Source organism: Blastococcus sp. CT_GayMR19, from assembly GCF_004570385.1.
Classification (GTDB): domain Bacteria; phylum Actinomycetota; class Actinomycetes; order Mycobacteriales; family Geodermatophilaceae; genus Blastococcus_B.
Genome location: NZ_SPQL01000005.1, coordinates 192,575 through 217,335, shown reverse-complemented (window position 1 = coordinate 217,335; position 24,761 = coordinate 192,575). Strand labels below are relative to the sequence as shown.

General features: G+C 73.7%; 24 protein-coding genes. 8 read left to right on the top strand and 16 right to left on the bottom strand.

What is annotated here, in order from left to right; translation table 11 throughout:
• Positions 1-78: 78 nt before the first annotated feature.
• The 11 genes from mtrA to E4P39_RS09635 form a co-directional block, all read right to left on the bottom strand.
• Positions 79-795 (bottom strand): MtrAB system response regulator MtrA, encoded by a 717-nt coding sequence (gene mtrA, locus E4P39_RS09685; RefSeq protein ID WP_135136286.1) that lies wholly within the window; start codon positions 793-795, stop codon positions 79-81.
• 128 nt (positions 796-923) lie between these two features.
• On the bottom strand, positions 924-2,408 hold the full coding sequence (gene ahcY / locus E4P39_RS09680; RefSeq protein ID WP_135136284.1) for an adenosylhomocysteinase: 1,485 nt from the start codon (positions 2,406-2,408) through the stop codon (positions 924-926).
• 119 nt (positions 2,409-2,527) lie between these two features.
• Positions 2,528-4,396, bottom strand: coding sequence for a glycosyltransferase (locus tag E4P39_RS09675; RefSeq protein ID WP_245159733.1), 1,869 nt, complete (start codon positions 4,394-4,396; stop codon positions 2,528-2,530).
• 133 nt (positions 4,397-4,529) lie between these two features.
• On the bottom strand, positions 4,530-6,830 hold the full coding sequence (locus E4P39_RS09670) for a hypothetical protein (RefSeq protein ID WP_209306454.1): 2,301 nt from the start codon (positions 6,828-6,830) through the stop codon (positions 4,530-4,532).
• A gap of 237 nt (positions 6,831-7,067) precedes the next feature.
• Entirely contained in the window at positions 7,068-8,240 is a 1,173-nt protein-coding gene (gene manA / locus E4P39_RS09665) for a mannose-6-phosphate isomerase, class I (protein ID WP_135136282.1), read from the bottom strand.
• Between the two features lie 97 nt (positions 8,241-8,337).
• Positions 8,338-10,086 carry a glycerol-3-phosphate dehydrogenase/oxidase gene (locus E4P39_RS09660; protein WP_135136280.1) on the bottom strand — a complete coding sequence of 583 codons (1,749 nt, stop codon included), beginning with the start codon at positions 10,084-10,086 and terminating at the stop codon, positions 8,338-8,340.
• 53 nt (positions 10,087-10,139) lie between these two features.
• Complete coding sequence (locus E4P39_RS09655; protein ID WP_135136278.1) at positions 10,140-11,096, bottom strand: DUF808 domain-containing protein; 957 nt, start codon at positions 11,094-11,096, stop codon at positions 10,140-10,142.
• Between the two features lie 124 nt (positions 11,097-11,220).
• Positions 11,221-12,363: an SIS domain-containing protein gene (locus E4P39_RS09650; protein WP_135136276.1), complete on the bottom strand. Its 1,143-nt coding sequence runs from the start codon at positions 12,361-12,363 to the stop codon at positions 11,221-11,223.
• Positions 12,360-12,563, bottom strand: a complete 204-nt coding sequence (locus E4P39_RS09645) for a Trm112 family protein (RefSeq protein WP_135136372.1) — start codon at positions 12,561-12,563, stop codon at positions 12,360-12,362. The genes E4P39_RS09650 and E4P39_RS09645 overlap by 4 nt, the downstream gene beginning before the upstream one ends.
• 32 nt (positions 12,564-12,595) lie before the next feature.
• Entirely contained in the window at positions 12,596-13,960 is a 1,365-nt protein-coding gene (locus E4P39_RS09640; RefSeq protein WP_135136274.1) for a phosphomannomutase/phosphoglucomutase, read from the bottom strand.
• Between the two features lie 108 nt (positions 13,961-14,068).
• The gene (locus E4P39_RS09635) at positions 14,069-14,419 is read right to left on the bottom strand and encodes a DUF3499 domain-containing protein (RefSeq protein ID WP_135136272.1); all 351 of its coding nucleotides are present in this window, start codon (positions 14,417-14,419) and stop codon (positions 14,069-14,071) included.
• Between the two features lie 164 nt (positions 14,420-14,583).
• Between E4P39_RS09635 and E4P39_RS09630 the strand changes: the two genes are divergently transcribed.
• Both E4P39_RS09630 and E4P39_RS09625 read left to right on the top strand, forming a co-directional pair.
• Positions 14,584-15,051: a metallopeptidase family protein gene (locus E4P39_RS09630; RefSeq protein WP_135136270.1), complete on the top strand. Its 468-nt coding sequence runs from the start codon at positions 14,584-14,586 to the stop codon at positions 15,049-15,051.
• A 56-nt stretch (positions 15,052-15,107) separates the two neighbouring features.
• Entirely contained in the window at positions 15,108-16,103 is a 996-nt protein-coding gene (locus E4P39_RS09625; protein WP_135136268.1) for a hypothetical protein, read from the top strand.
• Here the strand turns inward: E4P39_RS09625 and E4P39_RS09620 are convergent.
• Both E4P39_RS09620 and E4P39_RS09615 read right to left on the bottom strand, forming a co-directional pair.
• Positions 16,081-16,935 carry a hypothetical protein gene (locus tag E4P39_RS09620; protein ID WP_135136266.1) on the bottom strand — a complete coding sequence of 285 codons (855 nt, stop codon included), beginning with the start codon at positions 16,933-16,935 and terminating at the stop codon, positions 16,081-16,083. The genes E4P39_RS09625 and E4P39_RS09620 overlap by 23 nt on opposite strands.
• A 66-nt stretch (positions 16,936-17,001) precedes the next feature.
• Positions 17,002-17,268, bottom strand: a complete 267-nt coding sequence (locus E4P39_RS09615; RefSeq protein ID WP_167761738.1) for a WhiB family transcriptional regulator — start codon at positions 17,266-17,268, stop codon at positions 17,002-17,004.
• Positions 17,269-17,619: 351 nt separating this feature from the next.
• On the opposite strand from E4P39_RS09615, the gene cofD reads away from it, so the two are divergent.
• The 6 genes from cofD to E4P39_RS09585 all read left to right on the top strand — a co-directional run bounded on the left by cofD (position 17,620) and on the right by E4P39_RS09585 (position 21,859).
• The gene (gene cofD, locus E4P39_RS09610) at positions 17,620-18,579 is read left to right on the top strand and encodes a 2-phospho-L-lactate transferase (RefSeq protein ID WP_348633813.1); all 960 of its coding nucleotides are present in this window, start codon (positions 17,620-17,622) and stop codon (positions 18,577-18,579) included.
• Positions 18,572-19,633: a coenzyme F420-0:L-glutamate ligase gene (locus E4P39_RS09605; protein WP_135136260.1), complete on the top strand. Its 1,062-nt coding sequence runs from the start codon at positions 18,572-18,574 to the stop codon at positions 19,631-19,633. Before cofD ends, E4P39_RS09605 begins: the two co-directional genes overlap by 8 nt.
• Positions 19,634-19,659: 26 nt before the next feature.
• On the top strand, positions 19,660-20,280 hold the full coding sequence (gene rfbC / locus E4P39_RS09600) for a dTDP-4-dehydrorhamnose 3,5-epimerase (RefSeq protein WP_135136258.1): 621 nt from the start codon (positions 19,660-19,662) through the stop codon (positions 20,278-20,280).
• Between the two features lie 68 nt (positions 20,281-20,348).
• On the top strand, positions 20,349-21,215 hold the full coding sequence (rfbA, locus tag E4P39_RS09595) for a glucose-1-phosphate thymidylyltransferase RfbA (RefSeq protein ID WP_135136256.1): 867 nt from the start codon (positions 20,349-20,351) through the stop codon (positions 21,213-21,215).
• Positions 21,216-21,272: 57 nt separating this feature from the next.
• Complete coding sequence (locus E4P39_RS09590; protein ID WP_135136254.1) at positions 21,273-21,521, top strand: ribbon-helix-helix protein, CopG family; 249 nt, start codon at positions 21,273-21,275, stop codon at positions 21,519-21,521.
• Positions 21,515-21,859 (top strand): type II toxin-antitoxin system PemK/MazF family toxin, encoded by a 345-nt coding sequence (locus E4P39_RS09585; RefSeq protein WP_135136252.1) that lies wholly within the window; start codon positions 21,515-21,517, stop codon positions 21,857-21,859. Before E4P39_RS09590 ends, E4P39_RS09585 begins: the two co-directional genes overlap by 7 nt.
• Positions 21,860-21,864: 5 nt before the next feature.
• On the opposite strand, the gene E4P39_RS09580 is transcribed toward E4P39_RS09585, so the two are convergent.
• The 3 genes from E4P39_RS09580 to E4P39_RS09570 form a co-directional block, all read right to left on the bottom strand.
• Entirely contained in the window at positions 21,865-22,761 is an 897-nt protein-coding gene (locus E4P39_RS09580) for a DNA-3-methyladenine glycosylase 2 family protein (RefSeq protein WP_245159730.1), read from the bottom strand.
• Positions 22,762-22,850: 89 nt separating this feature from the next.
• A complete protein-coding gene (locus E4P39_RS09575) occupies positions 22,851-23,624 on the bottom strand; it encodes an SDR family NAD(P)-dependent oxidoreductase (protein ID WP_135136250.1) in 774 nt (257 codons plus the stop codon).
• Between the two features lie 35 nt (positions 23,625-23,659).
• Positions 23,660-24,760, bottom strand: a complete 1,101-nt coding sequence (locus E4P39_RS09570) for a mannose-1-phosphate guanylyltransferase (protein WP_135136248.1) — start codon at positions 24,758-24,760, stop codon at positions 23,660-23,662.
• Position 24,761: the final 1 nt, after the last annotated feature.

The window sequence follows — 24,761 nt, the reverse complement described above, 5'->3', positions numbered from 1 at the left end:
CGAACCCGCTCATGGTGCCCATCGGTTCGCTGCCGCGTCCCGCTCGTTCCTCGCCGCGATGCTCACGGGCCTGTCCGCTCACGGTGGCCCGGCCTTGTAGCCGACCCCGCGCACGGTGAGCACCACCTCGGGCTTCTCCGGGTCCTGCTCGATCTTGGCCCGCAGCCGCTGCACGTGGACGTTCACCAGCCGGGTGTCGGCTGCGTGCCGGTAGCCCCAGACCTGCTCGAGCAGCAGCTCACGGGTGAACACCTGGCGGGGCTTGCGGGCCAGCGCGACCAGCAGGTCGAACTCCAGCGGGGTCAGCGGGATCGGCACGCCGTCCCGGGTGACCTGGTGGGCCGGGACGTCGATCTGCACGTCCCCGATCGCCAGGTTCTCGGCCTGCCCCGTCTCGCCGCGCCGCAGCTGGGCGCGCACGCGGGCGACCAGCTCGACGGGCTTGAACGGCTTCGTCACGTAGTCGTCGGCGCCGGCCTCCAGCCCCTGGACGACGTCGATCGTGTCGCCCTTGGCGGTGAGCATCACGATCGGCACGGTCGACTGGGTGCGGATGTCCTGACAGATCTGCAGGCCGTTGCGGCCCGGCAGCATCAGGTCCAGCAGCACCAGGTCGGGCCGGGTCTGCTGGAAGACCCCGACGGCGCGGTTGCCGTCGGAGACGAAGGCCGGTTCGTACCCCTCGCGCCGCAGCACGATGCCGAGCATCTCGGCGAGGGCGGCGTCGTCGTCGACGACCAGGACACGGCCGCGACTGGGCCCGTTCTGGGGAGCGGTGGGTGGCACGGTGCCCATTCTGCGCTGAAGGGGGGCGAAGGTTCCCCACCCGCCCGGGTGAGACCCCCGGGCGGGTGGCTCGACCGCACGCCTTCGGTACCGGAAGCGTGCGGCCACACCGCCGCTTTCGGTACCGAAAGCGGATGTCAGTAGCGGTAGTGGTCGCTCTTGAACGGGCCCTCGACCGACACGCCGATGTAGTCGGCCTGGACCTTGGTCAGCTCGGTCAGCTTGACGCCGAGGGCGTCGAGATGGAGCCGCGCGACGTGCTCGTCGAGGTGCTTGGGCAGGACGGTCACGCCCGGGGTCCGGCCCTCGTAGGCGGCCCGGTTGTTCCACAGCTCGATCTGCGCGAGGACCTGGTTGGCGAACGAGGCGCTCATGACGAAGCTCGGGTGCCCGGTGGCGTTGCCCAGGTTCAGCAGCCGGCCCTCGGACAGCAGGATGATCGTGTGGCCGTCCTCGAAGCGCCACTCGTCGACCTGCGGCTTGATCGTCGTCCGGGTGACCCCCGGCGTGCGGGCCAGGCCGGCCACGTCGATCTCGTTGTCGAAGTGCCCGATGTTGCCGATGATCGCCTGGTGCTTGGTCCGGGCGAGCTGCTCGGCGCTGATGATGTCCTTGTTGCCGGTGGCCGTGATGATGATGTCGGCCTTGCCGATGACCTCGTCGAGGGTGGTCACCTCGTAGCCGTGCATCGCCGCCTGCAGCGCGCAGATGGGGTCGATCTCGGTCACGATCACCCGGGCGCCCTGGCCGCGGAGCGACTCCGCGCAGCCCTTGCCGACGTCGCCGTACCCGCAGACGACCGCGACCTTGCCGCCGATCATGACGTCGGTCGCGCGGTTGATGCCGTCGATCAGTGAGTGCCGGCAGCCGTAGAGGTTGTCGAACTTGCTCTTGGTCACCGAGTCGTTGACGTTGATCGCCGGGAAGAGCAGGCGGCCGTCGCGGGCGAGCTCGTAGAGCCGCATGACGCCGGTGGTCGTCTCCTCGGTGACCCCCTTGATCTCCGCGCCGATGCGGGTCCAGCGCTGCGGGTCCTCGCCGAGGCTGCGGCGCAGCACGTCGAGGATCACCGCGTACTCCTCGGAGTCGGAGTCGGTGGTGTCCGGGACGGCGCCCTCGGCCTCGAAGCGGGTGCCGAGGTGCACCAGGAGGGTGGCGTCGCCGCCGTCGTCCAGCAGCATGTTCGGCCCGATCACCGTCCCGGAGGTGTCGCGGAAGTCGAACAGCCGCTGGGTGCACCACCAGTAGTCCTCGAGGGTCTCGCCCTTCCAGGCGAACACCGGGACGCCGGCGGGCTGCTCCGGCGTGCCGTCGCCGACGACGATCGCCGCGGCGGCGTGGTCCTGGGTGGAGAAGATGTTGCAGCTCACCCAGCGGACGTCGGCGCCGAGCGCGGTCAGGGTCTCGATGAGGACGGCGGTCTGCACGGTCATGTGCAGGGACCCGGCGATGCGCGCCCCGGCGAGCGGCTGCTCGGCGCCGTACTCCTCGCGCAGGGAGACCAGGCCGGGCATCTCGTGCTCGGCGAGGGAGATCTCCTTCCGGCCGAAGCCGGCCAGGGAGAGGTCGGCGACCTTGAAGTCGCCATCGGTCAACGTGCGGGTGCGAGTGCTGGCGGTCATGTCGCTCCAGTGTCCGGCCGGCCTCGAACGGGCGGCAGGGATCGGATGGGGAGGCGAGCATGCCGAGGCTTCGGCGGGGCTCGTGCCGTCGTCCAGGGTACGCCCGGCGGGGCGCCGGTCTACTCGCTCTCGAACAGCCTCGTCCAGGTGTCCCGGTCGGTCAGCTCGGGCAGCCGGGCCCGGAACTGTCCCCGGACCTGCTCGCCCTCGCGCATCAGCCGCCAGAGCACCGAGCCCCCGCGGCGGGTGAGGTCGAGCATCGTGTCCCGGTCGAACCGGCGGACGCGGACGCCCTCCTGCGAGGGGTCGGTCACGACGGCGGTCGTGAACAGCGACACGTGCCACCAGTTGGCGTCGGCTGCCGAGATGGCGGCGGTGCCGCGGGACTTGCGCAGCAGCTGCCAGATGATCCGCTTGGCCAGCACCGCCTTCAGCATCGACGGCGTGCCCGCGTCCGACGACTTGGGCATGTCCACCGACGGGACGCCGGGCACCGCGAAGGCCGGGTGGTTCGCGGTCTCCGGGTACTGCGCCCACAGCTTCCGGACGACGGCGGAGGTCTCCGCGCCCCCGTCGAGCAGCACGTCCGGGCCGCGGAGGAAGTCCTCGACCGCGCGGATGATCAGCGCCGCGAGGCCGTAGCGCATCGAGACGATCGCCTCGGTCAGCTGCTTGGCCAGGTGGTCGACGATGCGGCGCCGGTCGAAGTCGCTGTGCAGCGCGCTGGTGATCAGCGAGTTGCGGAAGCTGAAGTACCGCGACCAGTCGTCCCAGTTCTTCCAGGTGAAGTCCGCGTGCCAGACGCCCGCCCCCGGCAGGGTCACGGTCGGGAACCCGGCACCCCGGGCGCGCAGGCCGTACTCGATGTCGTCCCACTGGAAGAACACCGGGAGCGGGTAGCCGATGGCCTGCACGACCTCGGAGGGGATGAGGCAGGTCCACCACGCGTTGTAGGCCGCGTCGACCCGGATCTCCTGCTGCTCCTCGGTGACGTCGGCCTCGGCCAGCGCGTCGTCCACCGGCAGCCCCGCCCGCAGGATGCTGAGGTCGGTGGTCTCGGCCCCGACGTGCAGCTGGTCCGGGTGCAGGAGGTTGAGCATCTGGCCGCCGACGAGGATCGGCTCGTCGGCGCGGTCGGCCAGCGCCCGGAGCCGGGTGACCGTGTCGGGCTCCAGCCGGATGTCGTCGTCCATGAGCAGCAGGTTGACGCGGTCGATCGTCTCGTTGCGGACGGCCTCGTAGATGCCCCGGGTGAAGCCGCCGGCGCCCCCGAAGTTCGGCTGCCGGATGTAGCGCAGCGACGCCCCGAGCGCGTCGCGCACGGCCGGGAAGGCCTCGCGGGACTCGACCGCGTCGGTGCCCTGGTCGATGACGTAGACCGCACTGAGCTCGTCGGCGACCTCGGGATCCGACGCCAGCGTCTGCAGCGTGGCCAGGCAGTCGTCGGCGCGGTTGTAGGTGCAGATCACCACGGCCGTCGCGCGACGGGCACGGGTCCGCCCCACCGACCAGCGGACCTGCTCGACCGTCATGCCGGCGGTCGTCGTCTCCAGCTCCAGCCAGAGCGCCCCGCCGTCGATGAACTTGTCGATCGCGACCGGAAGCTCCACCGGCTCGGAGTGGGCGTCGGTCACCCGGTGGGTCGCGATGGTGCGCGGGGTCCCGTCGCTGTCGGAGGCCATGATCCGCAGGAGGCCCGAACCGCTGACGACCGCGCCGACGTCCACCGACGTCGCCGACGTCCAGCGCTGCCAGTACGAGGCGGGGAACCGGCCGAAGAAGGTGTTGGTGTGGACCGCGGCGTGGCCGTCCAGGATCACGCGGTTCCGCTCGCGGACCATGACGCCCCGCACGACGACCGCGTACAGCTCGTCGGGTGCCTCCGCCGAGGGGCCGGCGAACAGCGTCCGCTGGGCGAGCAGCCGACCGGCCACCGGCCGGTCGGGCGAGACGATGCGCTCGCGCACCACCGGTTCAGAGGTGTACATCACCATGAGTTGCCTGGCCCCAATCACGCGACGGCGCCCGCGGAGGCGGGCGCAGCTCTTTCGAAAGGTAGCCCGCGACAGCGCCGGTGAACCGGAGCGACGCTGCCCGTCCGGGTGACCCCCCCGGTCGTCGCTACGCTCCGAGAACGACCTCTTGCACGGTGCCACGACGTGCCTGTGACCTGCGTCTCTGCCAGAGCCACAGCCCCGACTGGACGAGCACGGCCGCGGCCGCTCCCGACGCCGCCAGGACACCGGGCTGCAGGCCCGGCGTCGTGTGCCGCAGCTGCAGCGTGCCGGTCCCGGCGGGGACGTCCACGGTGACCAGGCCGGCCGGGCCGTCGTCGACGTCCACCGGGCGGCCGTCGACCGTCGCCGTGTAGCCCGGCCACGCCAGCCGGGCGAACACCACCCGGCCGGGACCGTCGGCGCGGTACCGGACCGATTCCCGGCGGGGGGACGCCGAGTCCGCGAGCACCTCGACGCCCGGCGAGGCCCAGGAGACGCGCCCCTCCCCCGCGAGCGGCTGCTCCCGGACCCACACGGTGCGCACCGGGGTCCGGTCCAGGACCCGCCACCCCGACTGCGGCGTGTCCTGGGCGGCCTCGGGCAGCAGGGACCGCTGGATCACCAGCGTGGACACGCGCAGGGCGTCGATCAGCCGGACGGGCACGCCCTCGCCGGTGGGCGCGAAGAGGCGGTCGAACGCCTCCGGGCAGGTGACGCCGCGGTAGTCGATGCAGAGCCGCTCGTTGAACTCCAGGAAGCCGATGCCGCTGTAGCTCGCGACGCTCTCCACGCCCGTGGCGCGGGGCAGGTTGCCGAAAAGGAGCTCACCGGCACGTTTCTGGCCGGTCGTGACGCCGTCCAGCCTGGCGAGCTGGAGGACCGTTCCCTCGTAGCCGGCCGTGCCGGCGGTCATGTCCGAGAGGTCGTAGGGCGGGTAGTGCGGGGTCTGCCCCTCCGGTATCGGCGGGAAGACGCTGGTCTGCAGCGTCAGGATCCCGGCCGTGCCCACGACGACGACCGCACCCAGCGCGGCCATGCCGCGGCGGTGGCCGGCCAGAACCGCGAGCGCCACGAGCACGGCGACCACCACCACGCCGGTGGCGTGGACGCGGTACTGCCCCGGCTGCACGGCCCAGGCGAGGTAGCCGCCCAGGACGACGATCACACCGCTGGCCAGGGCCCGGAAACGCACCCGGTCGGTCGCCAGACCGGCGGAGAGCGCGACCGCGAAGATCACGGCGACGGCGAGGTACAGGTACTCGATGAGGCGGACCGGCCAGCGGAACAGCCAGAGGTTCGACGGCCCGAGGGTGGCCAGGAGGTAGGCGCCGCCCACGACCCCGAGGCTGGTCAGCGACGCCGCCCGCCCGCGGAGCGCCCCCCAGCGCAGCCACGCCAGCAGGGGCAGGACGAACCAGGCCAGGTAGGTCGAGGGGAGCTGTTCCAGCAGGGCGCCGTTCCAGTTGGTGATGGACGGCAGATAGGTCGGCGAGCTGGCGCCGGCCAGGTCCCCGAGGTCGGGCACGAGGAAGGTGTCGTTCGCGAGGTTCGCCAGCTGCTGGCGCGCCGACACCGAGCTGGTGCCGAGCAGCGGGAGGAAGACGAGCAGCGCCACCAGGCCGACGCAGGCGCCCATGACCGTCAGGTGGGCGAGGCGGGCGAAGCGCCGCTGCAGGAGCAGTTCCACACCGATGGCCCCGAGCACGACGACCAGGCCGAGCGCCGCGTACGGGTTGCCGGTGGTCATGGCGAGGAAGCCGAAGAGGAACGGCACCAGCGGGATCAGCCGGCCGCGCGCGTGCCGCCGCGCCGACCACCAGAAGTGGGTGACCCAGGTGAAGGCCATGAGGCCGGCCGGCCAGCCGGACGCCTCGTACCAGAGCGTGAACCCGGAGAACGGGATGGCGACGGCGACGAGGACGGCGGGCACCCGGCCGGCGCCGTACTCGCGGGCGAGCAGGAACGTGCCCATCGCGAGGATCGCCAGGAACTCCACCATCACCGTGGCCGCGGCCAGCGACAGGTCGTCGAAGAAGGAGATGACGACGGTGTTGGCCAGGGTCACGGGGTTGAAGACCCCGTAGGCGGCCTCGCCGACCAGGTTTCCCCCGGTCCAGGCCGTGGGGTCGAAGACCAGCCACCGGCCCTCGCGGAGGGCGGCGCCGACCTCGTGCCACACCGGGATGAACGACTCGGGGTTGTCCCCGACGTAGAAGAAGAACGTGCCCCGCCACTGGGCGATCGCGCCGAGGAGCGCCGCCAGGACCCCCGCCCCGGCGGTCACCAGCCATTCGGGGGCCCGCCGGGCCAGGCCGGCGAGACGTCGCGCCGGTCGCGGTCCCGGCGGGACGGCGACGGGCGATCGGTCCTGCGGCTCCGCGGGGGGAGCCAGGACGGCCGCGTCGTCGGTGATGTCGGCGCTCACCCGCGCCCGCCCCGGCGGGCGAGCCGGGCGGCTGCCGGCTGTGCGAGCACCATGGCGAGCCTCCTCCAGCCTCGCCCAGTGCCTGGCAGGACGAGTGTCCGGGCATGCCGGATGCCCCGGTTGTCAACCTCCAGGCTAGAGCGCCGGAAGGACGAAGCAGAACCGAAGGCCCCCGATGCGGTGAGCTGTGCCCGCACCCGGCGCCGGGTGCGCGCACATCGCCCGGTCACGAGCCGGTCAGGAGAGACCGGTGGTGGCCCGGTAAAGGACGGCAGGCCCACGCGCGCGAAGCGGGGCACCCGCCGGCACGAACACCGATCCACCCTTCTCCACCGCGAGCTCGTCCTCGCCGGAGCTCAGAACGGCGCTGCCCTCGGTGCACAGCAGGACCTGGGGCCCACGAGTGGCTAGGGAACCGGCCTGGCCGTCGAGCTGGCATCGGGTCAGGTCGAAGTCGTCCACGGGTACGGGGTACCGCAGCCCACCGGGGCCCAGTACGGGATGGAGGATCGGTACCCGGCCGTCAGTGAAGTCGAGCACCTCGATCAGCGCGGCGAGGTCGACGTGCTTGACCGTCAGCCCGCCACGGATCACGTTGTCCGAGCTTGCCATCACCTCGACGCCGGCGCCGGAGAGGTAGGCGTGCAGGTTGCCGGCGGGCAGAAACACCGCCTCGCCAGGGGCCAGCGTGAGGTGGTTGCACATCAGCGAGATCACCACGCCCGGGTCGGCCGGGTAGGTTTTCGCGAGCGCGGCGGCCCAGCGGTAGGTGTTGATGAACTCCGGGTCGTGGGCGGCCACGAACCGGTCGGCGACCTCGGCGACGGCGTCGACCAGCGCGCTCCGGTCCTCGGGGGAGAGGGCGATCAGCTGCGGGATCGCCGCCCGGAGCCCACCGCGGGCCAGGGCCGCGATAGTCGGCCTCAGCTCCGAAACCTCCAGCTTGGCCAGGCAGTGCAGCGACTCCCCCACCGGCCGGAAGCCGCACAGCGCCTCGAACGGGGTCAGCGCAAGGAGCAGCTCTGGCTTGTGGAACGGGTCCTTGAACGTCCGCGCCGGGTCGTCGTGCGGCACGCCGGCGGCTTCTTCCGCGGCGAACCCCACGGCGGCCTGGGGACTGGTCGGATGCGCCTGGAGGGACAGCGGATGGTCGGCCGCCAGCACCTTCATCAGGAAAGGCAGCCGGTCGCCGAACCGCTCTCGCGCCGGTGCTCCGAGGAGGACCGGGCGCTGCGCGATCGCCTTGTCCAATGGGGTGCCGTCGTCGAGGACGCTGGGCGCGTCCGGGTGGGCGCCCAGCCACAGCTCCGCGTACGGCCGCTCGGCGGGGTTCGGCGCACCCAGGAGTTCGGGGATCACGGTGCGCGACCCCCACGGGTAGTGGCGCACGGTGTTGGTCAGGAGCCACATCGGCTCGGAGGCTACCCGTGCGGCGGCTCGCTGACGGCAGTTCGTCATCCCCCTGGGGGACCGCCACGGACGGGGCCGCGGAGCCGGGGCCCGCAGGTCAGACCGCCGCGCGGACGTCCGGGGCGCCCAGCCGTGCCGCGTCGGCGGTGTGGTCGTCGGGCATCCGCTGCGACTCCCGCTCGGCGTCCACGCGGGCGGCGTAGTGCGCTACCTCGCGCGTGGTCCGTTCCTCGTCCCAGCCCAGCTCGCGCGCCATGAGCGCGGCCACCTGCGGTGCGGAGTCGACGCCCCGGTGCGCGGTCTGGATGCTCACCCGGGTCCGGCGGGTGAGGACGTCGTCGAGGTGCAGCGCGCCCTCCGCCCGGACGGCGTGGACGACCTCGGCGGCGAGGTATGCCGGAGCGCCGTCCAGCGGGCGGGCCAGCTCCGCGTCGGCCCGGGCCAGGTCGAGCACCGCGCCCACCTGGTCGCCGTGCCGACGCAGCAACCGGGCCACGGTCTCCTCGGGCAACCCCGCCCCGGCCGCGAGCTCCGCCGCCGTGTCGCGGACCTCGGCCCAGCGCTGCGCGCCGACGAGCGGCAGGTTCGCGGTGCGCGAGGCCGGTACCGCGGGGAAGCCGGCGACGGCGGCGTCCACGGCGTCCTCGGCCATCACCCGGTAGGTCGTGTACTTGCCGCCGGCGACGAGCACGAGCCCGGGCACGGGCGTGACGACGGCGTGCTCCCGGGAGAGCCGGCTGGTCTCGTCCGACTCGCCGGCCAGCAGCGGCCGCAGGCCGGCGTACACACCGAGGATCGACTCGGGCCCCACCGGGCGGGTGAGCACCCGGTTCACCTGGTCCAGCAGGTAGTCGATGTCGGCGCTGCTCGCGGCGGGATGATCGCGGTCCAGCCGCCACGGGGTGTCGGTGGTGCCGAGGATCCAGTGCTCGCCCCAGGGGATGACGAACAGCACGCTGCTCGGCGTCCGCAGGATCAGCCCCGACCGCGTCCCCCCGGCGCCCTCGACGTCGGCGCCGTCGATCGCTCCGCGCGGCACGACCAGGTGCACGCCCTTGGAGGCCCGCACCTTCAGGTTCGGGGCCGACGAGCCCAGCATCTCGCCGATATCGTCGCTCCAGACGCCGGTCGCGGCCACGATGCTGCGCGCGCGGACTGTGAAGCTGGAGCCGTCGGTCAGGTCGGCCACCCGGACGCCGACCACCGCCGAGTCCGGCTCGTCGCCGTCGCGGAGCAGGCCCACCACCCGGGCGCTGGAGAGCGCCCTGGCGCCGTAGCCGGCCGCCGTGCGGACGACGGCCAGCGTGTGCCGCGCGTCGTCCACCTGCGCGTCCCAGTACCGGATCGCCCCACGGACGACGTCGCGACGCAACCCGGGGAACGCCGCCAGCGTCGCCTTCCGGGACAGGTGCCGGTGGACCGGCACCCCGCGGCCGGCCTTCATGGCCGCGCCCAGGACGTCGTAGAGGGCGACCCCGGCGCCGAAGTAGGCCCGCTGCCACACCGGCCTGGTCAGCGGGAGCAGGAACGGCAGCGGCGTCACCAGGTGCGGGGCGATCGTCTGCACCAGCCGGGCGCGTTCACCCAGCGCCTCGTGCACCAGGGGGAAGGCCAGCTGCTCGAGATAGCGCAGCCCGCCGTGGATCAGCTTGCTCGAGCGGCTGGAGGTCCCGGAGGCCCAGTCGCGGGCCTCCAGCAGGCCGACCGACAGTCCCCGGCTGGCCGCGTCCAGCGCGGCACCGGCGCCGGTCACCCCGCCGCCGATCACGAGGACGTCGACCACCTCGTCGGCCAGCCGCGCGCGGTCGGCCCGCCGTCGCTCCGGCGACAGCAGCGTGTTGCTCATGTCGCCCACTGTCCCCCGCCCACCGGAATCTCCCGGAGAACCCGCCCCGGCGGCTAGTGCTTCTCGGTCTCGCCCGCGTGTGCGGCCTTGCGCCGGTAGACCGTGAGGCTCATGACGACCACGATGATCACGCCGACGACGAGTCCGAGGAGCGCGCTGGCCAGCGTGTTGACCAGCCACGCCACCAGGCCGCCGAGCGCCCCGGCCGCGTCGTGCGCGATCTCCTCCACGTGGTGGACGGCCCCGTAGAGGACGTGGAGCCCCAGGTCGTCGGTGCCCACCAGCAGGATGTGACCGCCGACCCACAGCATGGCGGCGGTGCCGATCACGGTGAGCGCGGTGAGCAGCTTCGGCATCCCCTTGACCAGGCCGCGGCCGAGCTTGGCCACGCCCTTGCCGGGGCGCTCGGACAGGTGCAGCCCGACGTCGTCCATCTTCACGATGAGGCCGACGACGCCGTACACCAGCACGGTGATGCCGAGCGCGACGACGATGAGGATGATCGCCCTGGAGACGAACCCCTGATCGGCTACCTCGTTCAGCGAGATCACCATGATCTCCGCCGACAGGATGAAGTCGGTGCGCACGGCTCCGGAGACGATGGTGTTCTCGTCCGGGAGCGCCGCCTCGTCCGCAGCGTGCTCGTCGTGGTGGGGGCGGAGCTTGTGCCACACCTTCTCCGCGCCCTCGTAGCAGAGATAGCAGCCGCCGAGCATGAGGATCGGGGTGAGGAGGAACGGCAGGAACTGACTGAGCAGCAGGATCGCCGGCAGGATGATGAGCAGCTTGTTGCGCAGCGATCCGACGGCGATGCGCCGGATGATCGGCAGCTCCCGCTCGGCGGCCAGGCCGTGCACGTACTGCGGCGTGACGGCGGTGTCGTCGACGACGACGCCGGCCGCCTTCGCACTGGCCTTCGCGGCAGCGGCCCCGATGTCGTCGACGGACGCGGCGGCCGCGCGCGCCAGCACCGCCACGTCGTCCAGCAGGGCTACGAGTCCACCCGCCAAGGGAGGTCCTTCCGATCGGGCACCACGTGCAGGCGTGCTGGAGGAATGGTCGACCGCCCAGCCTTACCCAGCGGGGGCTCCTCGAACGCCCCGTCCGCGGTCGGCGATCCCGCGGCCGCGGTGCTCATGAGGGCAGCGCCCGCTCGTTGTCCAGGGCGAGCGCCAGGTAGACGGCGGTGAAGTCCGCGACGGCCAGCTGCCGGGCCAGCCGCGGGAGACGGCCGAACCGGGCGGGATCGCCGTGCTCGGCCAGGCCGCTGACCGGGACGCTGTGCGCGGCCGCGGTGCCCAGCACCTGCTCCAGAGCCTCGGCCGCGGACCGCGGCTCGCGCTCGCCGGCGACGTCGAGGGCTCCGGCGTCGGGGTCGCGGATGGTCAGCAGCCGCAGCCGGCGCCCGGGGTCGGCGGACCGGTCGCGGAAGAAGTCGTCGTCGGCGCCCGGCGCCAGCGGCCCGCCCAGGACGGCGCAGGCGGCGACCCGCTGATCGGGCAGCCGGAAACCGGTCACCGGCAGCCCGGCGAGGGTGGCCAGCTGGTCGGCGATCCGGGCCGCGGCGGCGTCGGCGAGCGGACCCTCGGCGGCGATGACGGGCAGGGCGTCCAGCAACTCCAGGGCCAGGGTCTTGGCGGGGTTGACGAAGGACTCCTGGGCCGGCCCGCACTGGGTGGCGATCTCGTCCAGGGCCGCCGCGACCTCCTCCGGGTCGGCCGCAGCGGCGGGGAGCAGCTCCAGGTCGATGGCCAGCCGGAGGAGCGGGGTGAGCATCGACCACAGGGTGGTGTGCCGCACCCGGGACTCCGGCAGCGGCACGTACGGCGCCCGGGCGCCGGAGCAGGCGGCCCGCAGCGGCGACTCCTCCGCGCCGATGCCCACCAGCGAGACCCCCCGGCGCGCGGCCTCGTAGGCGGGTGTGACCGCGTAGCGGCCGGCGCCCGTGCGGGTGGCGACCACGGCGATGTCGCTGGGCCCGGCCCACACCGGCAGCGCCGGACCGGGGACGACGTCCACGGTGACCGGGCTGCCCGGCCCGAGCAGGGCGCGGAGCACGGAGGCGGCCACCGCCCCCTCGCGCCGGGCCACGATGATCAACCCGCGCGGCCGGCCGCCTTCGGTGACGCGGCCGAGGCCGGCCTCCGCGGTCAGCCGGGCGGTCTCGCGCACCTGGGCGCCGGAGCCCGCTACCGCGGGCAGCAGCCCCCGGGGATCGCGGGCGCGCAGCAGCTCGAGGTCGTCGAGGACCTCCTCGGCGATCTCGGGGGAGGTCATGGTGTGCTGGGCTGGTCGCCCACCCCACCACCCCGATGCCTGGCCTCGTCGAGCAGGAGCACCGGGATGCCGTCCCGCACCGGGAAGGCGCGGTCGCAGGTGGTGCAGAGCAGCTCGCCCGCCTGCTCGTCCACGGTCAGCGGGCTGTGGTGGGTGTCGGGGCAGGCCAGGATGGCCAGCAGCTGCGGATCCAGTCCCAGCGGCCCTCCGGACGTGCCGTTCGTCCCTGCGGTCATGCGCGCACCATCCCCAGTACCCGGTCGGTCAGCTCGGTCATGCGCGCCGCGTCCGGCGCCTCGACGTTGAGCCGCAGCAGCGGCTCGGTGTTGCTGGCGCGCAGGTTGAACCACGCCCCGTCGGGCAGCTCGACGGTGAGCCCGTCCAGCTCGTCGACGGTGACGCCGTCCTGCTCCTCGAAGGCCTTCCGGACCTCCGCCGCGCGGGCCGCGGCGTCGTCCACGGTGGAGTTGATCTCCCCGGACGCCGCGTACCGGCTGTAGGCGGCGGCCAGCTCGGACAGCGGGCGCCCCTGCTCCCCCAGCGCCGCCAGCACGTGCATGGCCGCGAGCATGCCCGTGTCGGCCCGCCAGAAGTCCCGGAAGTAGTAGTGCGCCGAGTGCTCGCCACCGAAGACGGCGTCGGTGCGGGCCATCTCCTCCTTGATGAAGGAGTGCCCGACCCGGGTGCGGACCGGCTCGCCGCCGTGCTCCCGGACGATCTCCGGAACGGACCTCGACGTGATCAGGTTGTGGATGATCGTCGTCCCGCGGCCCTTGGCCAGCTCGCGGACGGCGACCAGCGCCGTCACGGCCGACGGGCTCACCGGGTCGCCGTTCTCGTCGACGACGAAGACCCGGTCGGCGTCGCCGTCGAAGGCGAGGCCGATGTCGGCGCCGTGCTGCCGGACGGCGGCCTGGATATCGACGAGGTTGGCCGGGTCCAGCGGGTTCGCCTCGTGGTTGGGGAAGGTGCCGTCGAGCTCGAAGTACAGCGGGACGACCTCCAGCGGCAGCCCGGCGAGGACCACCGGCACCGTGTGCCCGCCCATGCCGTTGCCGGCGTCCACCACGACCTTGAGCGGCCGGACGGTGGAGAGGTCGACCAGCGAGTGCAGGTACGCCGCGTAGTCGGCGAGGACGTCACGGCCGGAGACCGAGCCGACCCGGTCGGGCACGCGGTCGTAGCGGTCGCGCTCGGCCCACTCGCGGATGGGCAGCAGTCCGGAGTCCTGGCCGATCGGGGCCGCGCCGGCGCGGCACAGCTTGATCCCGTTGTACCGGGCCGGGTTGTGGCTGGCGGTGAACATCGCCCCGGGCAGGTCCAGCGAGCCGGCCGCGAAGTACAGCAGGTCGGTCGAGCCGAGCCCGGCCTCCACGACGTCGACGCCGCGGCTGATCACGCCCTCGGCGAAGGCGCGCGAGAGCGGGATGGAGGACTCACGCATGTCGTGCGCCGTGACGACGGCGGTCGCGCCGCTCTCGGTCAGGACGAACTCGGCGAACGCGGCACCGATGGCCCGGCTGACGTCCTCGTCCCACTCGTCCGGGACGACGCCGCGGACGTCGTAGGCCTTGATCAGCGCCGACAGATCGGACAATCCACATCCCCTCGCACCGGAGCGCACCGCGGCTCCACGGCCCGGCGGTGCTCGACCGACCCTAGTGGCGGGGTGCGACGACCGGCGCGAAGGGCCGGGTCGAGGAGCTCAGGGAAGGTCGGGCAGCACCCGGAGGTGGCCGCGGCGGAAGCCGCCGCCGTCGTCCGCGGGGTCGCGCGGCGGCTCGGGGCGGGCGGCCTCGCGGACCGCGTCGGCCAGTGCGAGCAGGTCGTCACCGGTCGGCCCCGAGTCCTCGAGGTCGATCTCGTGCCGGACGACGTCCCAGCCGCGCGGCACCGTCAGGCGTCCCGCGTGGAACTCGCACAGGTCGTAGCTGTGCGGCTCCGAGTAGGTCGCCAGGGGGCCGACGACGGCGGTCGACTCCGCGTACACGTACGTCAATGTCGCCGCTGCCGGTTGCGCGCAGCCGCTGCGCGAGCAGCGACGTGACTGCCTCACCACCGGTTCCTCACGCTCGGCACAGTAATCGTGCGGGGCGGCCGATGGGAGCAGGCGCACCGGAAAAGTGCCCCTCCGGGAACGCGCCGCCCCATCCTGCACGACAACCCCGTGGGCCCCGACACCGGTCCGGGGCCTCCCGGCCGCCGTAGGCTCGCCCCGTCATGACCCGTCCTCCGCGCCGCCCGACGCCCTCCCGCCGCGACCGCCACGGCCGTGGCCTGCGCGGTCGCCTCGTACCCGCCGAGGTGCCGCTCGCGCGCAGCCGGGCCGAGCAGTTCGACGACCTGGTGCTGGACGCCGTCGAGGATCTCGAGCGCCGCTGGGAGCGCGAGCTGGCCGGCGTGGAGTTCGCCGTCGAGGACGTCCCCTGGGTGGAGCACACCAGCCCCGACGACGCCCTGCCCGACGCCGACGTGCTCGACGACGGCAGCGTGCCGCTGGCCCGGGTGCTGCCGGCGCACCGGGAGGACGGCCACGAGGTGCCGCCGAGGATCGTGGTCTACCGCCGTCCGCTGGAGATCCGCGCGCACGACCGCGACGACCTCGCCGACCTGGTGCGCGACGTGGTCGTGGACCAGGTGGCGGCACTGCTGGGCCGCGACCCGGAGGAGATCGACCCCACCGGCTGACCCGGCGATCCCGACCACGGCAGGGCGGGGCGCCCCTCCCTGCGATGCTGGGCCCGATGGACATCTCGCAGGCCGGGCCCTGGATTCCGCCCTGGGTCCTGCTCGTGGTCGTCATGGCGCTCGTCCTCACCGCCGTGGGTGCGCTGCTCCTGCTGCGCCGCCGGAAAGGCCGGCGTCGCCTCCCCGCAGGGGGCGACGACGGACCGGCCGGCCCGCTTCCGTACCGCGACGACGACCTGGCCGCGTTCCTGGAGTCGCCGCCCGGCACCGCCGGTTCGCCGGCCCCGCCTCCCGGCGGCTGGCCCGCACTCGCCGGGGGTCCCGGCGCGGCGCCGTCCCCGGCTCCGGACGTGGCGCCGGAGCCGTTCACCGGACGAGGCCGGAACAGGGCTCTGGTGCTCGGGGCGCTGGCACTGATCGCCCTGCTGATCGTCGCCACCGTCCTCGCGCTCGCCCAGCGGCCGCCGGGTCCGGACCGGGACCGCATCCGGCAGACGGTCGACCTGCCGGCGGTGCCCGCGGCTCCCACCCCCGGGCAGCCGGGCGCGGGCGAGCTCGCCGACGCCTCCGTCCGGCCCGGCCGGGAGGGCGGCGCGGCCCGCCTCGAGTTCGGAGGGCTGGTGCTGGAGCAGCGTGCCGTCGGGATCACCGCGACCTATCCGGTCGTCGAGGCGACATGGAGCGGGCAGCAGGGCGTGGCCCACGTCCGGCTGCCCACGTTCAACTGCCTGACCGCGACGGCCCCGGAGGACCCGGTGGCGGCCGGATGCGTGCCGACGGTCCGCGAGTACGGCGACCTCCCCTCCCCCGCCCTCACGATCACCGGGAACGACGGCACGGTGCAGCTCTCGGGCCGTTTCCCGACGTACGTGCGGCCGAACGGCACGCCCCCGGGATGGACCGGCCGCGTCTACGAGCTCCGGGTGCGCGCCGCGCCGGTGGACGGCGAGCCGGCCGAGGGGTGGGTGCGCGCCGAGGGCGAGATCCGGCTGGGGTCCGGCCGGGCCGCGACGCTCGACTCCGCTGACGTCACCGTCCTGCGCCGGGGCTGAGAGCGCTCCATCCCCCCGCCGTCAGGCCGACCAGCGGCGCGCCCATCTCCTCCCGCAGCCCGCCGACCTCGCTGGTCCCCCACCAGGGCCAGCGGTCGTCGCCGTCCACGAGCGTGAGCAGCCCGGCACGGAGGACGCCGTTCTCATCCGCTACCGCCAGCTCCAGCTGCCCGATGGCGGCGTGCAGCCGCGCGGCGGAACGCAGGAAGGCGCGGGCGCGGGGATCGGCCACTCCGGCCAGGAGCGCGGGCAGCCAGCGCTCGAGGACGCGGGGGTCGCGGCTGCGCACCACCGGCGTGCCGCCCGGGCCGTCCCGGTCGTCGAGCCCGTCGACGAGGCGGGTGCTCCGGACGTTGGCCAGGACGGACGTGGGCAACCGGGCAGCCAGGGCGCGCGACGTGGGGTCCCCGAGCGGCAGTCCGGCCAGCTCCAGGCTCCAGGGCCCGCGCAGCGTGCCGAGCAGGTCGCAGAGTCCGTCCGCGAGGCGGGCCGCCGCCTCCTCGTCGCGCACCAGCAACCGCGCGGACGGGCGGCCGCCCGGCAGCGGCTCGGTCCCGCCGCCGAGCATCGAGACGACCGTCGTCAGGCCCCGACGCCGCAGGGACAGGAAGGCCGCCGCGTCCGGTCGCTGCCCGTCCACCGCGACGACGACCGCCACGGGGCGGGAGCGCGACCGGACGGGCCCGCCCTGGTTGACGACCGCCGTGAGCCAGGGCGCCCGGGCGGTCACCGGCGCCCGGAGCGCCGCCATGAGGGACGCCGCCGCGCGGATCTCGGCCACCACGCAGGCCCGTCCGAGCGCGATCCGCGTCGATGCGGGCCGGGCGGTCACGTCCCGAATACGACCACAGCCGCCGACGGGATCCGTCGGCGGCTGTGGGTCAGCTGGGGGTACGGGTCACACGGCGCGGCGGCGCAGGCGACGGCGCTCGCGCTCCGACAGCCCGCCCCAGATCCCGAAGCGCTCGTCGTTGGACAGCGCGTACTCGAGGCACTGGGCCTTGACCTCGCAGCCGGTGCAGATCTTCTTCGCCTCGCGGGTCGAGCCGCCCTTCTCGGGGAAGAACGCCTCGGGGTCGGTCTCGGCGCACAGCGCCTGCTCCTGCCAGGACTGGGCGTCCGCCTCGGCCCCGATGCCGAGCAGCCCGGCGATGCCCTGACCCATGCCCATGCCCTGACCCGTGCCGACTCCCTGACCGCCGATGCCGTGGCCTGCGCCGGCTCCGAACCGGTCCGCGGACCGGTCGTTCGCACTGACGTAGTCGCTCAACCACGAAATCTCGGCCATGGTGCGTCCCCTCTCGCTGTTGCCCCGGTGCGCGGTCCCCGGGACGTTCCCGGACCGGCCTGCACTCGATGACATCGCCGGAATTACACGCGTGTCGTTGCCTGCCCGTCAACCTTGCCCCGTGTAAGCGACACGCCACACCAGCCCCTCCTTTACCAGGCGTTCGTCAGATCTCGTTCCAACCCCCGACACGCCCATGGAACAGTCGACAACTGCCTATCGGGCACGATGTCTTTCGTGCAGATCGTGGTGCTGGCCGGAGGGACCGGTGGGGCTCGATTCCTGCGTGGGCTGCGGGCCGCGGCCCCGGACGCCGCCATCACCGCGGTCGTCAACACCGGGGACGACGTGACGATGCACGGTCTGCGGATCTGCCCGGACCTCGACACCGTCGTCTACACCCTCGGTGGCGGCATCGACGAGGAGCGCGGCTGGGGCCGGTCCCGCGAGAGCTGGACCGTCAAGGAGGAGCTCGCCGCCTACGGGGCCGACCCCGCCTGGTTCGGGCTCGGCGACCGCGACCTCGCCACCCACCTGATCCGCACCCGCATGCTCGACGCCGGCTATCCCCTCTCCGCGGTCACCGCGGCACTGGCCGACCGCTGGCAGCCCGGCGTCACGGTGCTGCCGATGAGCGACCAGCGGGTCGAGACGCACGTCGTCGTCGCCGACCCCGACACCGGACGGCAGCAGGCGATCCACTTCCAGGAGTGGTGGGTGCGCCACCGCGCGGCCCTCGAGCCGCGTGCCTTCGTCCAGGTGGGTGTGGACGACGCACGGCCGGCCCCCGGGGTGACCGAGGCGTTCGCGAGCGCCGACGCCGTCCTGCTGGCGCCGTCCAACCCGGTGGTCTCGATCGGCACGATCCTCGGCGTGCCCGGGCTGCGCGCGGCGCTGCTCGCCTCCCCCGGCCGCATCGCCGGCGTCTCGCCGATCGTCGGAGGTGCCGTCGTCCGGGGCATGGCCGACCGCTGCCTGCCGGCGCTGGGCATCGAGGTCAGCGCGGAGGGCGTGGGGCGGCACTACGGCGCCCGGGCGGCCGGCGGCCTGCTGGACGCCTGGCTGGTGGCCGAGGACGACGCGGCGGACGTGCCCGGCGTCGACGTCCGGCGGGTGCCGCTGCTCATGTCCGACCCCGGGGCGACGGCGGACCTGGCCCGCGCCGCCCTCTCCGCCGCCGGTGTCTGAGGTCCCGGCCGGGATCTCGGTCCTCCCCGTTCCCGGCCTGCCCGAGTTCTCCCCCGGCGACGACCTGGCCGCCGCGATCGCAGCGGCCGCCCCGTGGCTGGCCGACGGCGACGTCGTCGTCGTCACCTCCAAGGTCGTCTCCAAGGTGGAGGGCCGCCTGGTCCGCGTCGCGCCCGGCACGGATCGCGAAGCAGCTCGGCAGCGGGCGATCGATGCCGAGACCGTGCGGGTGGTCGCCCGCCGGGGACCGCTGAAGATCGTGCAGACGCCGCAGGGCTGGGTGGTGGCCGCGGCCGGCATCGACGCGTCCAACGTGGCGCAGGACGCCCTGGTGCTCCTCCCGGAGGACGCCGACGCCTCTGCCCGCGCGCTGCGCACCCGGCTGCGGAACCTGCTCGGCGTCGACGTCGCGGTGGTGGTGAGCGACACCTTCGGCCGGACCTGGCGCGAGGGGCTCACCGACGTGGCGGTCGGCTCGGCCGGCATCGTCGCCCTCACCGACCACCGCGGGCAGGTCGACGCCCAGGGCAACCGGCTGGAGACGACGCGGGTGGCGGTGGTCGACGAGCTGGCGTCGGCGGCCGACCTGGTGAAGGGCAAGCTCGCCGGCGTGCCCGTGGCCGTCGTCCGCGGTCTGCCGGTGGACCGGCCCGCTGGGGACGCCGACGAGGGCACCCGCCCCCTCGTCCGGCTGCCCGCCGACGACCTCTTCCCCTACGGCTCCCGTGACCTGGTGGGCTCGCGGGAGCCCGGGTGGGACCTGGTGCCCCGCGCGGGCGAGCTCGAGGCGGTCGCCGAGGCCCTGCGCGTCGCGAGTGCCGCCCTCCCGGAGTTCCCCGTGGTGCTGCGCTACGGGGGTGAGAGCGACGGCGTGGTCGACGTGCACCTCACCGACGTCCCCACCACGACGGCCGCGCTGAACCTGGGCGCATTGCTGGGGGCGGCGATCGTGCAGCTGCACGCGGAGGGCTGGACCACCCGCTGGGAACCCGTGGGTACGCCCGGCGGCTCGTCACTCGTGGGGAGGTTGTGGCTCGGCAGTCCCGCAACGTGACCGGCCCGGTTGACTACCGTCGACACGTGGACATCCGCGAGCTCGCCGTGCCCGACACCTATGTGTTGGACCTGGTGCCGCACGGCGACTCCCGCGGGCGGTTCGTCGAGTGGTTCCGGGCCGACGTGCTCACCGACGTCATCGGGTATCCGTTCCCCCTCGCCCAGGCCAACCACAGCGTCTCCGGCCGCGGCGCGCTGCGCGGCGTCCACTTCTCCACCGTCCCGCCGGGTCAGGCGAAGTACGTGTACTGCCCGTCGGGCGTGATCCTCGACGTCATCCTCGACATCCGGGTCGGCTCCCCGACCTTCGGCGTGCACGACTCCGTCCTGCTGGACAGCGAGGAGCCGCGCGCCGTGTTCCTCTCCGAGGGGGTGGGCCACGCGTTCCTCTCCCTGGCCCCGGCCAGCTCGGTCGCCTACCTGGTCTCCACGCCCTACGCGCCGGAGCGCGAGTTCGGGATCGATCCGATGGACCCGGAGCTGGCCCTGCCGTGGCCGGACGACGTCGAGTTCGAGCTCTCCGCCAAGGACCGCGCCGCGCCCTCGTTCGCCGAGGCCCAGGAGCGCGGTCTGCTGCCCACCATGGAGCAGTGCGCCGCCCGGTACGCGGAGCTGCGGAACCGGGCTCCCTCGTCCGTCCGGTAGTCCCGGCGGCTCGTCGTCAGGGCAGGTCCGGCGGGGGGCGACCGAGGCGGGTCGGTACGGTTCCGCCCATGCGCGGGATCATCCTGGCCGGGGGAACCGGTAGCCGCCTCTTCCCCATCACCCAGGCCGTCAGCAAGCAGCTGATGCCGGTCTACGACAAGCCGATGATCTACTACCCGCTCTCCACGTTGATGATGGCCGGCGTCCGCGAGGTGCTGGTCATCACCACGCCCGAGGACCAGGAGGCGTTCCGCCACCTGCTCGGCGACGGCGCCCGGCTCGGGATGCGGATCGAGTACGCCGCCCAGCCGAAGCCGGAGGGGCTGGCGCAGGCCTTCCTCATCGGCGCGGAGTTCCTCGACGGGCAGGCGGCGGCGCTCGTCCTGGGCGACAACATCTTCTACGGCGCCGGTCTGGGGACGGCGCTGTCGCGGCTGCCCGAGCCCGAGGGCGGCCACGTCTTCGCCTATCACGTGGCCAACCCCGAGGACTACGGCGTCGTGCACTTCGACGACGACGGCCGGGTGCTCTCCATCGAGGAGAAGCCGGCGGCACCGAAGAGCTCCTACGCGGTCCCGGGCCTGTACTTCTACGCCGGGGACGTCGTCGAGGTCGCGCGGGGCATCAAGCCCTCGGCCCGGGGCGAGCTGGAGATCACTGCGGTCAACGAGCACTACCTGCGCGAGGGCCGGCTGACCGTCACCGCCCTGGACCGCGGCACCGCGTGGCTGGACACCGGGACGTTCGCGTCGCTGCGCCAGGCGACGGAGTTCGTGTCCGTGGTCGAGGAGCGGCAGGGACTCAAGATCGGCTGCATCGAGGAGGTCGCCTGGCGCAACGGCTGGCTGGACGACGACGGCCTGCGCGCGGCGGCCGGCCCCCTCGGCAAGAGCGGCTACGGCGACTACCTGCTGGCCCTGCTGAACGGTCTCTGACCGGCCCGCAACCGGCCGAAGCTGGACGGCGTAGTTATACCCGGTCATACTGGCGGGGTGAAAACCGCCATCTCGCTTCCTGATGACACCTTCGAGCGGGCGTCCCGTCGAGCGCTCGAACTCGGCATGAGCCGGTCGGAGTTCTTCGCGCGGGCCGCCCAGCGCTACCTCGAGGAACTCGACGCCCAGTCGTTGACCCACGAGATCGACAGCGCACTGGACAGCCTGCGAGAAGGTGACGACTCCGGCGCCGCCGCGATCGGCGTCGGACGGCGTCTCATGGCCGGCACCGCCGACGAGTGGTGATCGAACGGGGTGGCATCTACTGGGCCGACCTCGGACCGGCCGTCGGAAGCCGCCCGGCGAAACGACGCCCTGTGCTGATCGTGCAGTCGGACGCCTACAACGCCAGCCGCCTGGCCAGCGTGGTGGCCGCGGTGATCACCTCGAACACGGCACTGGCGACCATGCCGGGAAACACGTTCCTCCCGTCGACGGTCAGCGGGCTCCCCCGCGACTCCGTCGTCAACGGAACCGCCTTGGTCACCCTGGACAAGAACGACCTCGACGACCGGGCCGGCGTCCTTCCAGCGGCCCTGATGCAGTCCGTCGACCGAGGCCTCCGCCGAGTCCTGGGCCTCTGACCGCGTCAGATCCCGCGGTAGTTCGTCGGGGCGTTGCGCGGCCCGCGGCGTGGCGGCCGCGCCGCTCCTCCCTTGGTGAGGATCAGCCGCACGACGCGCTGCCGCTGACCGCGCCACGGCTCGAGCAGTTCGAGCATCCCCTCGTCGTCGGTCTTCCGGCCGGCCAGCGCCCAGCCGACGATGTTCTTCAGGTGGTAGTCGCCGACGCTCACGGAGTCGGGGCAGCCGAGAGCCCGCTGCGCCACCTCGGCCGCCGTCCACACCCCGATGCCGGGCACCGAGCACAGCCGCCGCTGCAGGGTCGCCGAGTCGCAGCCGTCCTCCGGCTCCAGCCGGGCGGCGACCGTCGCCACCGCCCGCAGCGCCCGGCGGCGCGCGCCGTCGAGGCCGCAGCGGTGCCATTCCCAGTCGGTCACGTCGAGCACCCGGCGCGCCGAGGGCACGACCCGCATCCCGGCCGGCGCGGGCCCCGGCGCCGGCTCACCGGCCAGCCGCAGCAGCTCGCGCCACACCCGGTTCGCCTCGATCGTGGTCACCTTCTGCTCCAGCACGGCCGGCACGAGCGCGTCCCACGTGCGGCCGGTCCGGCTCAGCCGCAGCCATCCGGTCCGGCGGTGCAGGTCGGCGACCAACGGGTGCGCGCCCGGTGAGAAGGCCTCCGGCCGGTCCGCCGCCCCCAGCCACTCCGGCACCGCCGCGCCCGCCCGTTCGGCGCCCGCCCCCCACGCCGCGATCCGCACCTCGCCCGCCGCGACGGTGATGCGGACGGACGCCGGCCCGTCGGCCGTGCTCGTGGTCCGCCACAGCCCGTCGTCGGCCGCGCGCATGGCCGGGTCGCCCGCGCCGCGGCGGTGCGGCGCCAGGGCACTCAGCAGGTCCAGCGGCCAGTCCGCCGTCCACACCGCCTCGTAGGCGGGGGCGGTCGCGACGGCGGTGCTCAGGAGCTGCTCCGGGGAAGAGGGATCAGCGGCTACTGATCAGCAACAGTGGATCAACGAGGGGCCATGCGCAGCGCGCCGTCCATCCGGATGACCTCGCCGTTGAGGTAGCCGTGCTCGATGATCCCGAGGGCGAGCTGGGCGTAGTCGGCCGGCTGGGCCAGGCGCTTGGGAAAGGGTATGCCCGCCGCGAGGCTCTGCCGCGCCTCCTCCGGGAGACCGGCCATCATCGGCGTGTCGACCAGCCCGGGCGCGATGGTGCACACCCGCACGCCGACGCTGGAGAGGTCACGCGCGGCCGGGAGGGTCATCCCCACGACCCCACCCTTGGACGCCGCGTAGGCGATCTGCCCGATCTGGCCGTCGTAGGCCGCGATCGAGGCGGTGTTGACGATGACACCGCGCTCGCCGTCCTCGTCCTCCGGCTCGGTGGCCGCCATCGCGGCGGCCGCCAGCCGCAGCACGTTGAACGTGCCGACCAGGTTCACCATCACCGTCTTGGTGAAGACGCCGAGATCGTGCGGCTCACCACCCCGGCCGACCGTGCGCTGCGCCCACGCGACGCCGGCGCAGTTGACGGCGATCCGCAGCGGCCGGTCCTTGGCGGTCGCCTCGGCGATCGCGGCCTGCACCGAGGCCTCGTCGGTGACGTCTGTGCGGACGAAGGTCGTGTGCCCGCCGAGCTCCGCCGCGAGGGCCTGTCCGCGGTCCTCCTGCAGGTCGAGGACGGTCACGGCGGCGCCCTTGGCGGCCAGTGCGCGGGTGGTGGCCTCGCCGAGCCCGGAGGCTCCTCCGGTGACCACGGCTGCGACGTCGAAGCTCTTCATGCCTCGGAGCCAACCATGCGCCCGCGCGGGGCCGGTCAGCTGTACCGGAGGCCGTGCCGCTCCTCGACGGCGGCGAGCAGTTCCTTGACCCGCTCGGCGTCCGCGACCGGGCAGACCATCGTCACGTCCGCGGTGTGCACCACCACGCTGTTCCGGACGCCGACCAGCGCCACCACGTGCGCCGGGTCGTCGCTGAGGACGATGTTGCCCGACCCGTCCAGCACCACGGTCAGCCCGCGGACCGCGTTGCCGGCCCCGTCGGGGTCGAGCGTGTGCGCCAGGGCGGGCCAGGAGCCGACGTCGAGCCAGTCGACGTCGAGGTCGGCGACGAGGACGCGGCCGGGCTCGGCGGCGGCGGGCTCCAGCACCGCGTAGTCGACGCTGATCCTCGGCAGCGTCGGGAAGACCTCCGCCAGGACGGCGTCCCGGGCCGGGCCGCGCTCGGCGGTGACGATCCGCCGCAGGCCCGCCGCGGTCTCCGGCAGGTGGCGGGCGAGCGCGTCGAGAACGGTCTGCGCGCGCCAGACGAACATCCCGGAGTTCCACAGGTACGTCTCTGAGGCCAGGTACGCCTCGGCCGTGACCCGGTCGGGCTTCTCGCGGAAGGCGGCCGCCTCGGCCACACCGGGGATCCCCGTCGGCGCCCCGCGCTGCACGTAGCCGAACCCGGTGGCCGGCGACGTGGGAGTGATGCCGAGCGTGACCAGCGAGTCGGGCCGCGCGCTGAGCGCGTCGAAGGCCGTGGCCAGGACGGCGACGAAGCGGTCGACCGGGCGGATCACGTGGTCGGCGCTCACCACGGCGAGCTCGGCATCGGGATCGACGTCGGCCACCAGCGCGGCGGCCAGCCCGACGGCGTTGGCGGTGTCGCGGGCCACGGGTTCGAGGATCAGCCGGTCTGCGTGCAGTTCGGGCAGCGCCGCGCGCACCTGCTCGCCGTAGCGGGCCGCCGTGCACACCCAGATCCGATCGGCCGGGAGCAGGGTGCGCAGCCGGTCGAACGCCTCGACCAGCAGGCTGTGGGCACCGCCGTCGGGGCCGGACACCACGTCCAGGAGCTGCTTGGGGCGGCCGGCGCGGGACAGCGGCCACAGCCGTGTGCCGGAGCCACCGGCCATGATCACCGCGTGGCGCACC

What these genes read in the sequence shown, in the direction of transcription:
- E4P39_RS09575 (WP_135136250.1), bottom strand. Translation starts at nt 23,624, where the DNA reads ATGAAGAGCTTCGACGTCGCAGCCGTGGTCACCGGAGGAGCCTCCGGG.
- E4P39_RS09675 (WP_245159733.1), bottom strand. Translation starts at nt 4,396, where the DNA reads ATGTACACCTCTGAACCGGTGGTGCGCGAGCGCATCGTCTCGCCCGAC.
- E4P39_RS09625 (WP_135136268.1), top strand. Translation starts at nt 15,108, where the DNA reads ATGGACATCTCGCAGGCCGGGCCCTGGATTCCGCCCTGGGTCCTGCTC.
- E4P39_RS09650 (WP_135136276.1), bottom strand. Translation starts at nt 12,363, where the DNA reads ATGACCTCCCCCGAGATCGCCGAGGAGGTCCTCGACGACCTCGAGCTG.
- mtrA (WP_135136286.1), bottom strand. Translation starts at nt 795, where the DNA reads ATGGGCACCGTGCCACCCACCGCTCCCCAGAACGGGCCCAGTCGCGGC.
- rfbA (WP_135136256.1), top strand. Translation starts at nt 20,349, where the DNA reads ATGCGCGGGATCATCCTGGCCGGGGGAACCGGTAGCCGCCTCTTCCCC.
- manA (WP_135136282.1), bottom strand. Translation starts at nt 8,240, where the DNA reads ATGTGGCTCCTGACCAACACCGTGCGCCACTACCCGTGGGGGTCGCGC.
- E4P39_RS09615 (WP_167761738.1), bottom strand. Translation starts at nt 17,268, where the DNA reads ATGGGTCAGGGCATCGCCGGGCTGCTCGGCATCGGGGCCGAGGCGGAC.
- E4P39_RS09630 (WP_135136270.1), top strand. Translation starts at nt 14,584, where the DNA reads ATGACCCGTCCTCCGCGCCGCCCGACGCCCTCCCGCCGCGACCGCCAC.
- E4P39_RS09660 (WP_135136280.1), bottom strand. Translation starts at nt 10,086, where the DNA reads ATGAGCAACACGCTGCTGTCGCCGGAGCGACGGCGGGCCGACCGCGCG.
- ahcY (WP_135136284.1), bottom strand. Translation starts at nt 2,408, where the DNA reads ATGACCGCCAGCACTCGCACCCGCACGTTGACCGATGGCGACTTCAAG.
- cofD (WP_348633813.1), top strand. Translation starts at nt 17,620, where the DNA reads ATGTCTTTCGTGCAGATCGTGGTGCTGGCCGGAGGGACCGGTGGGGCT.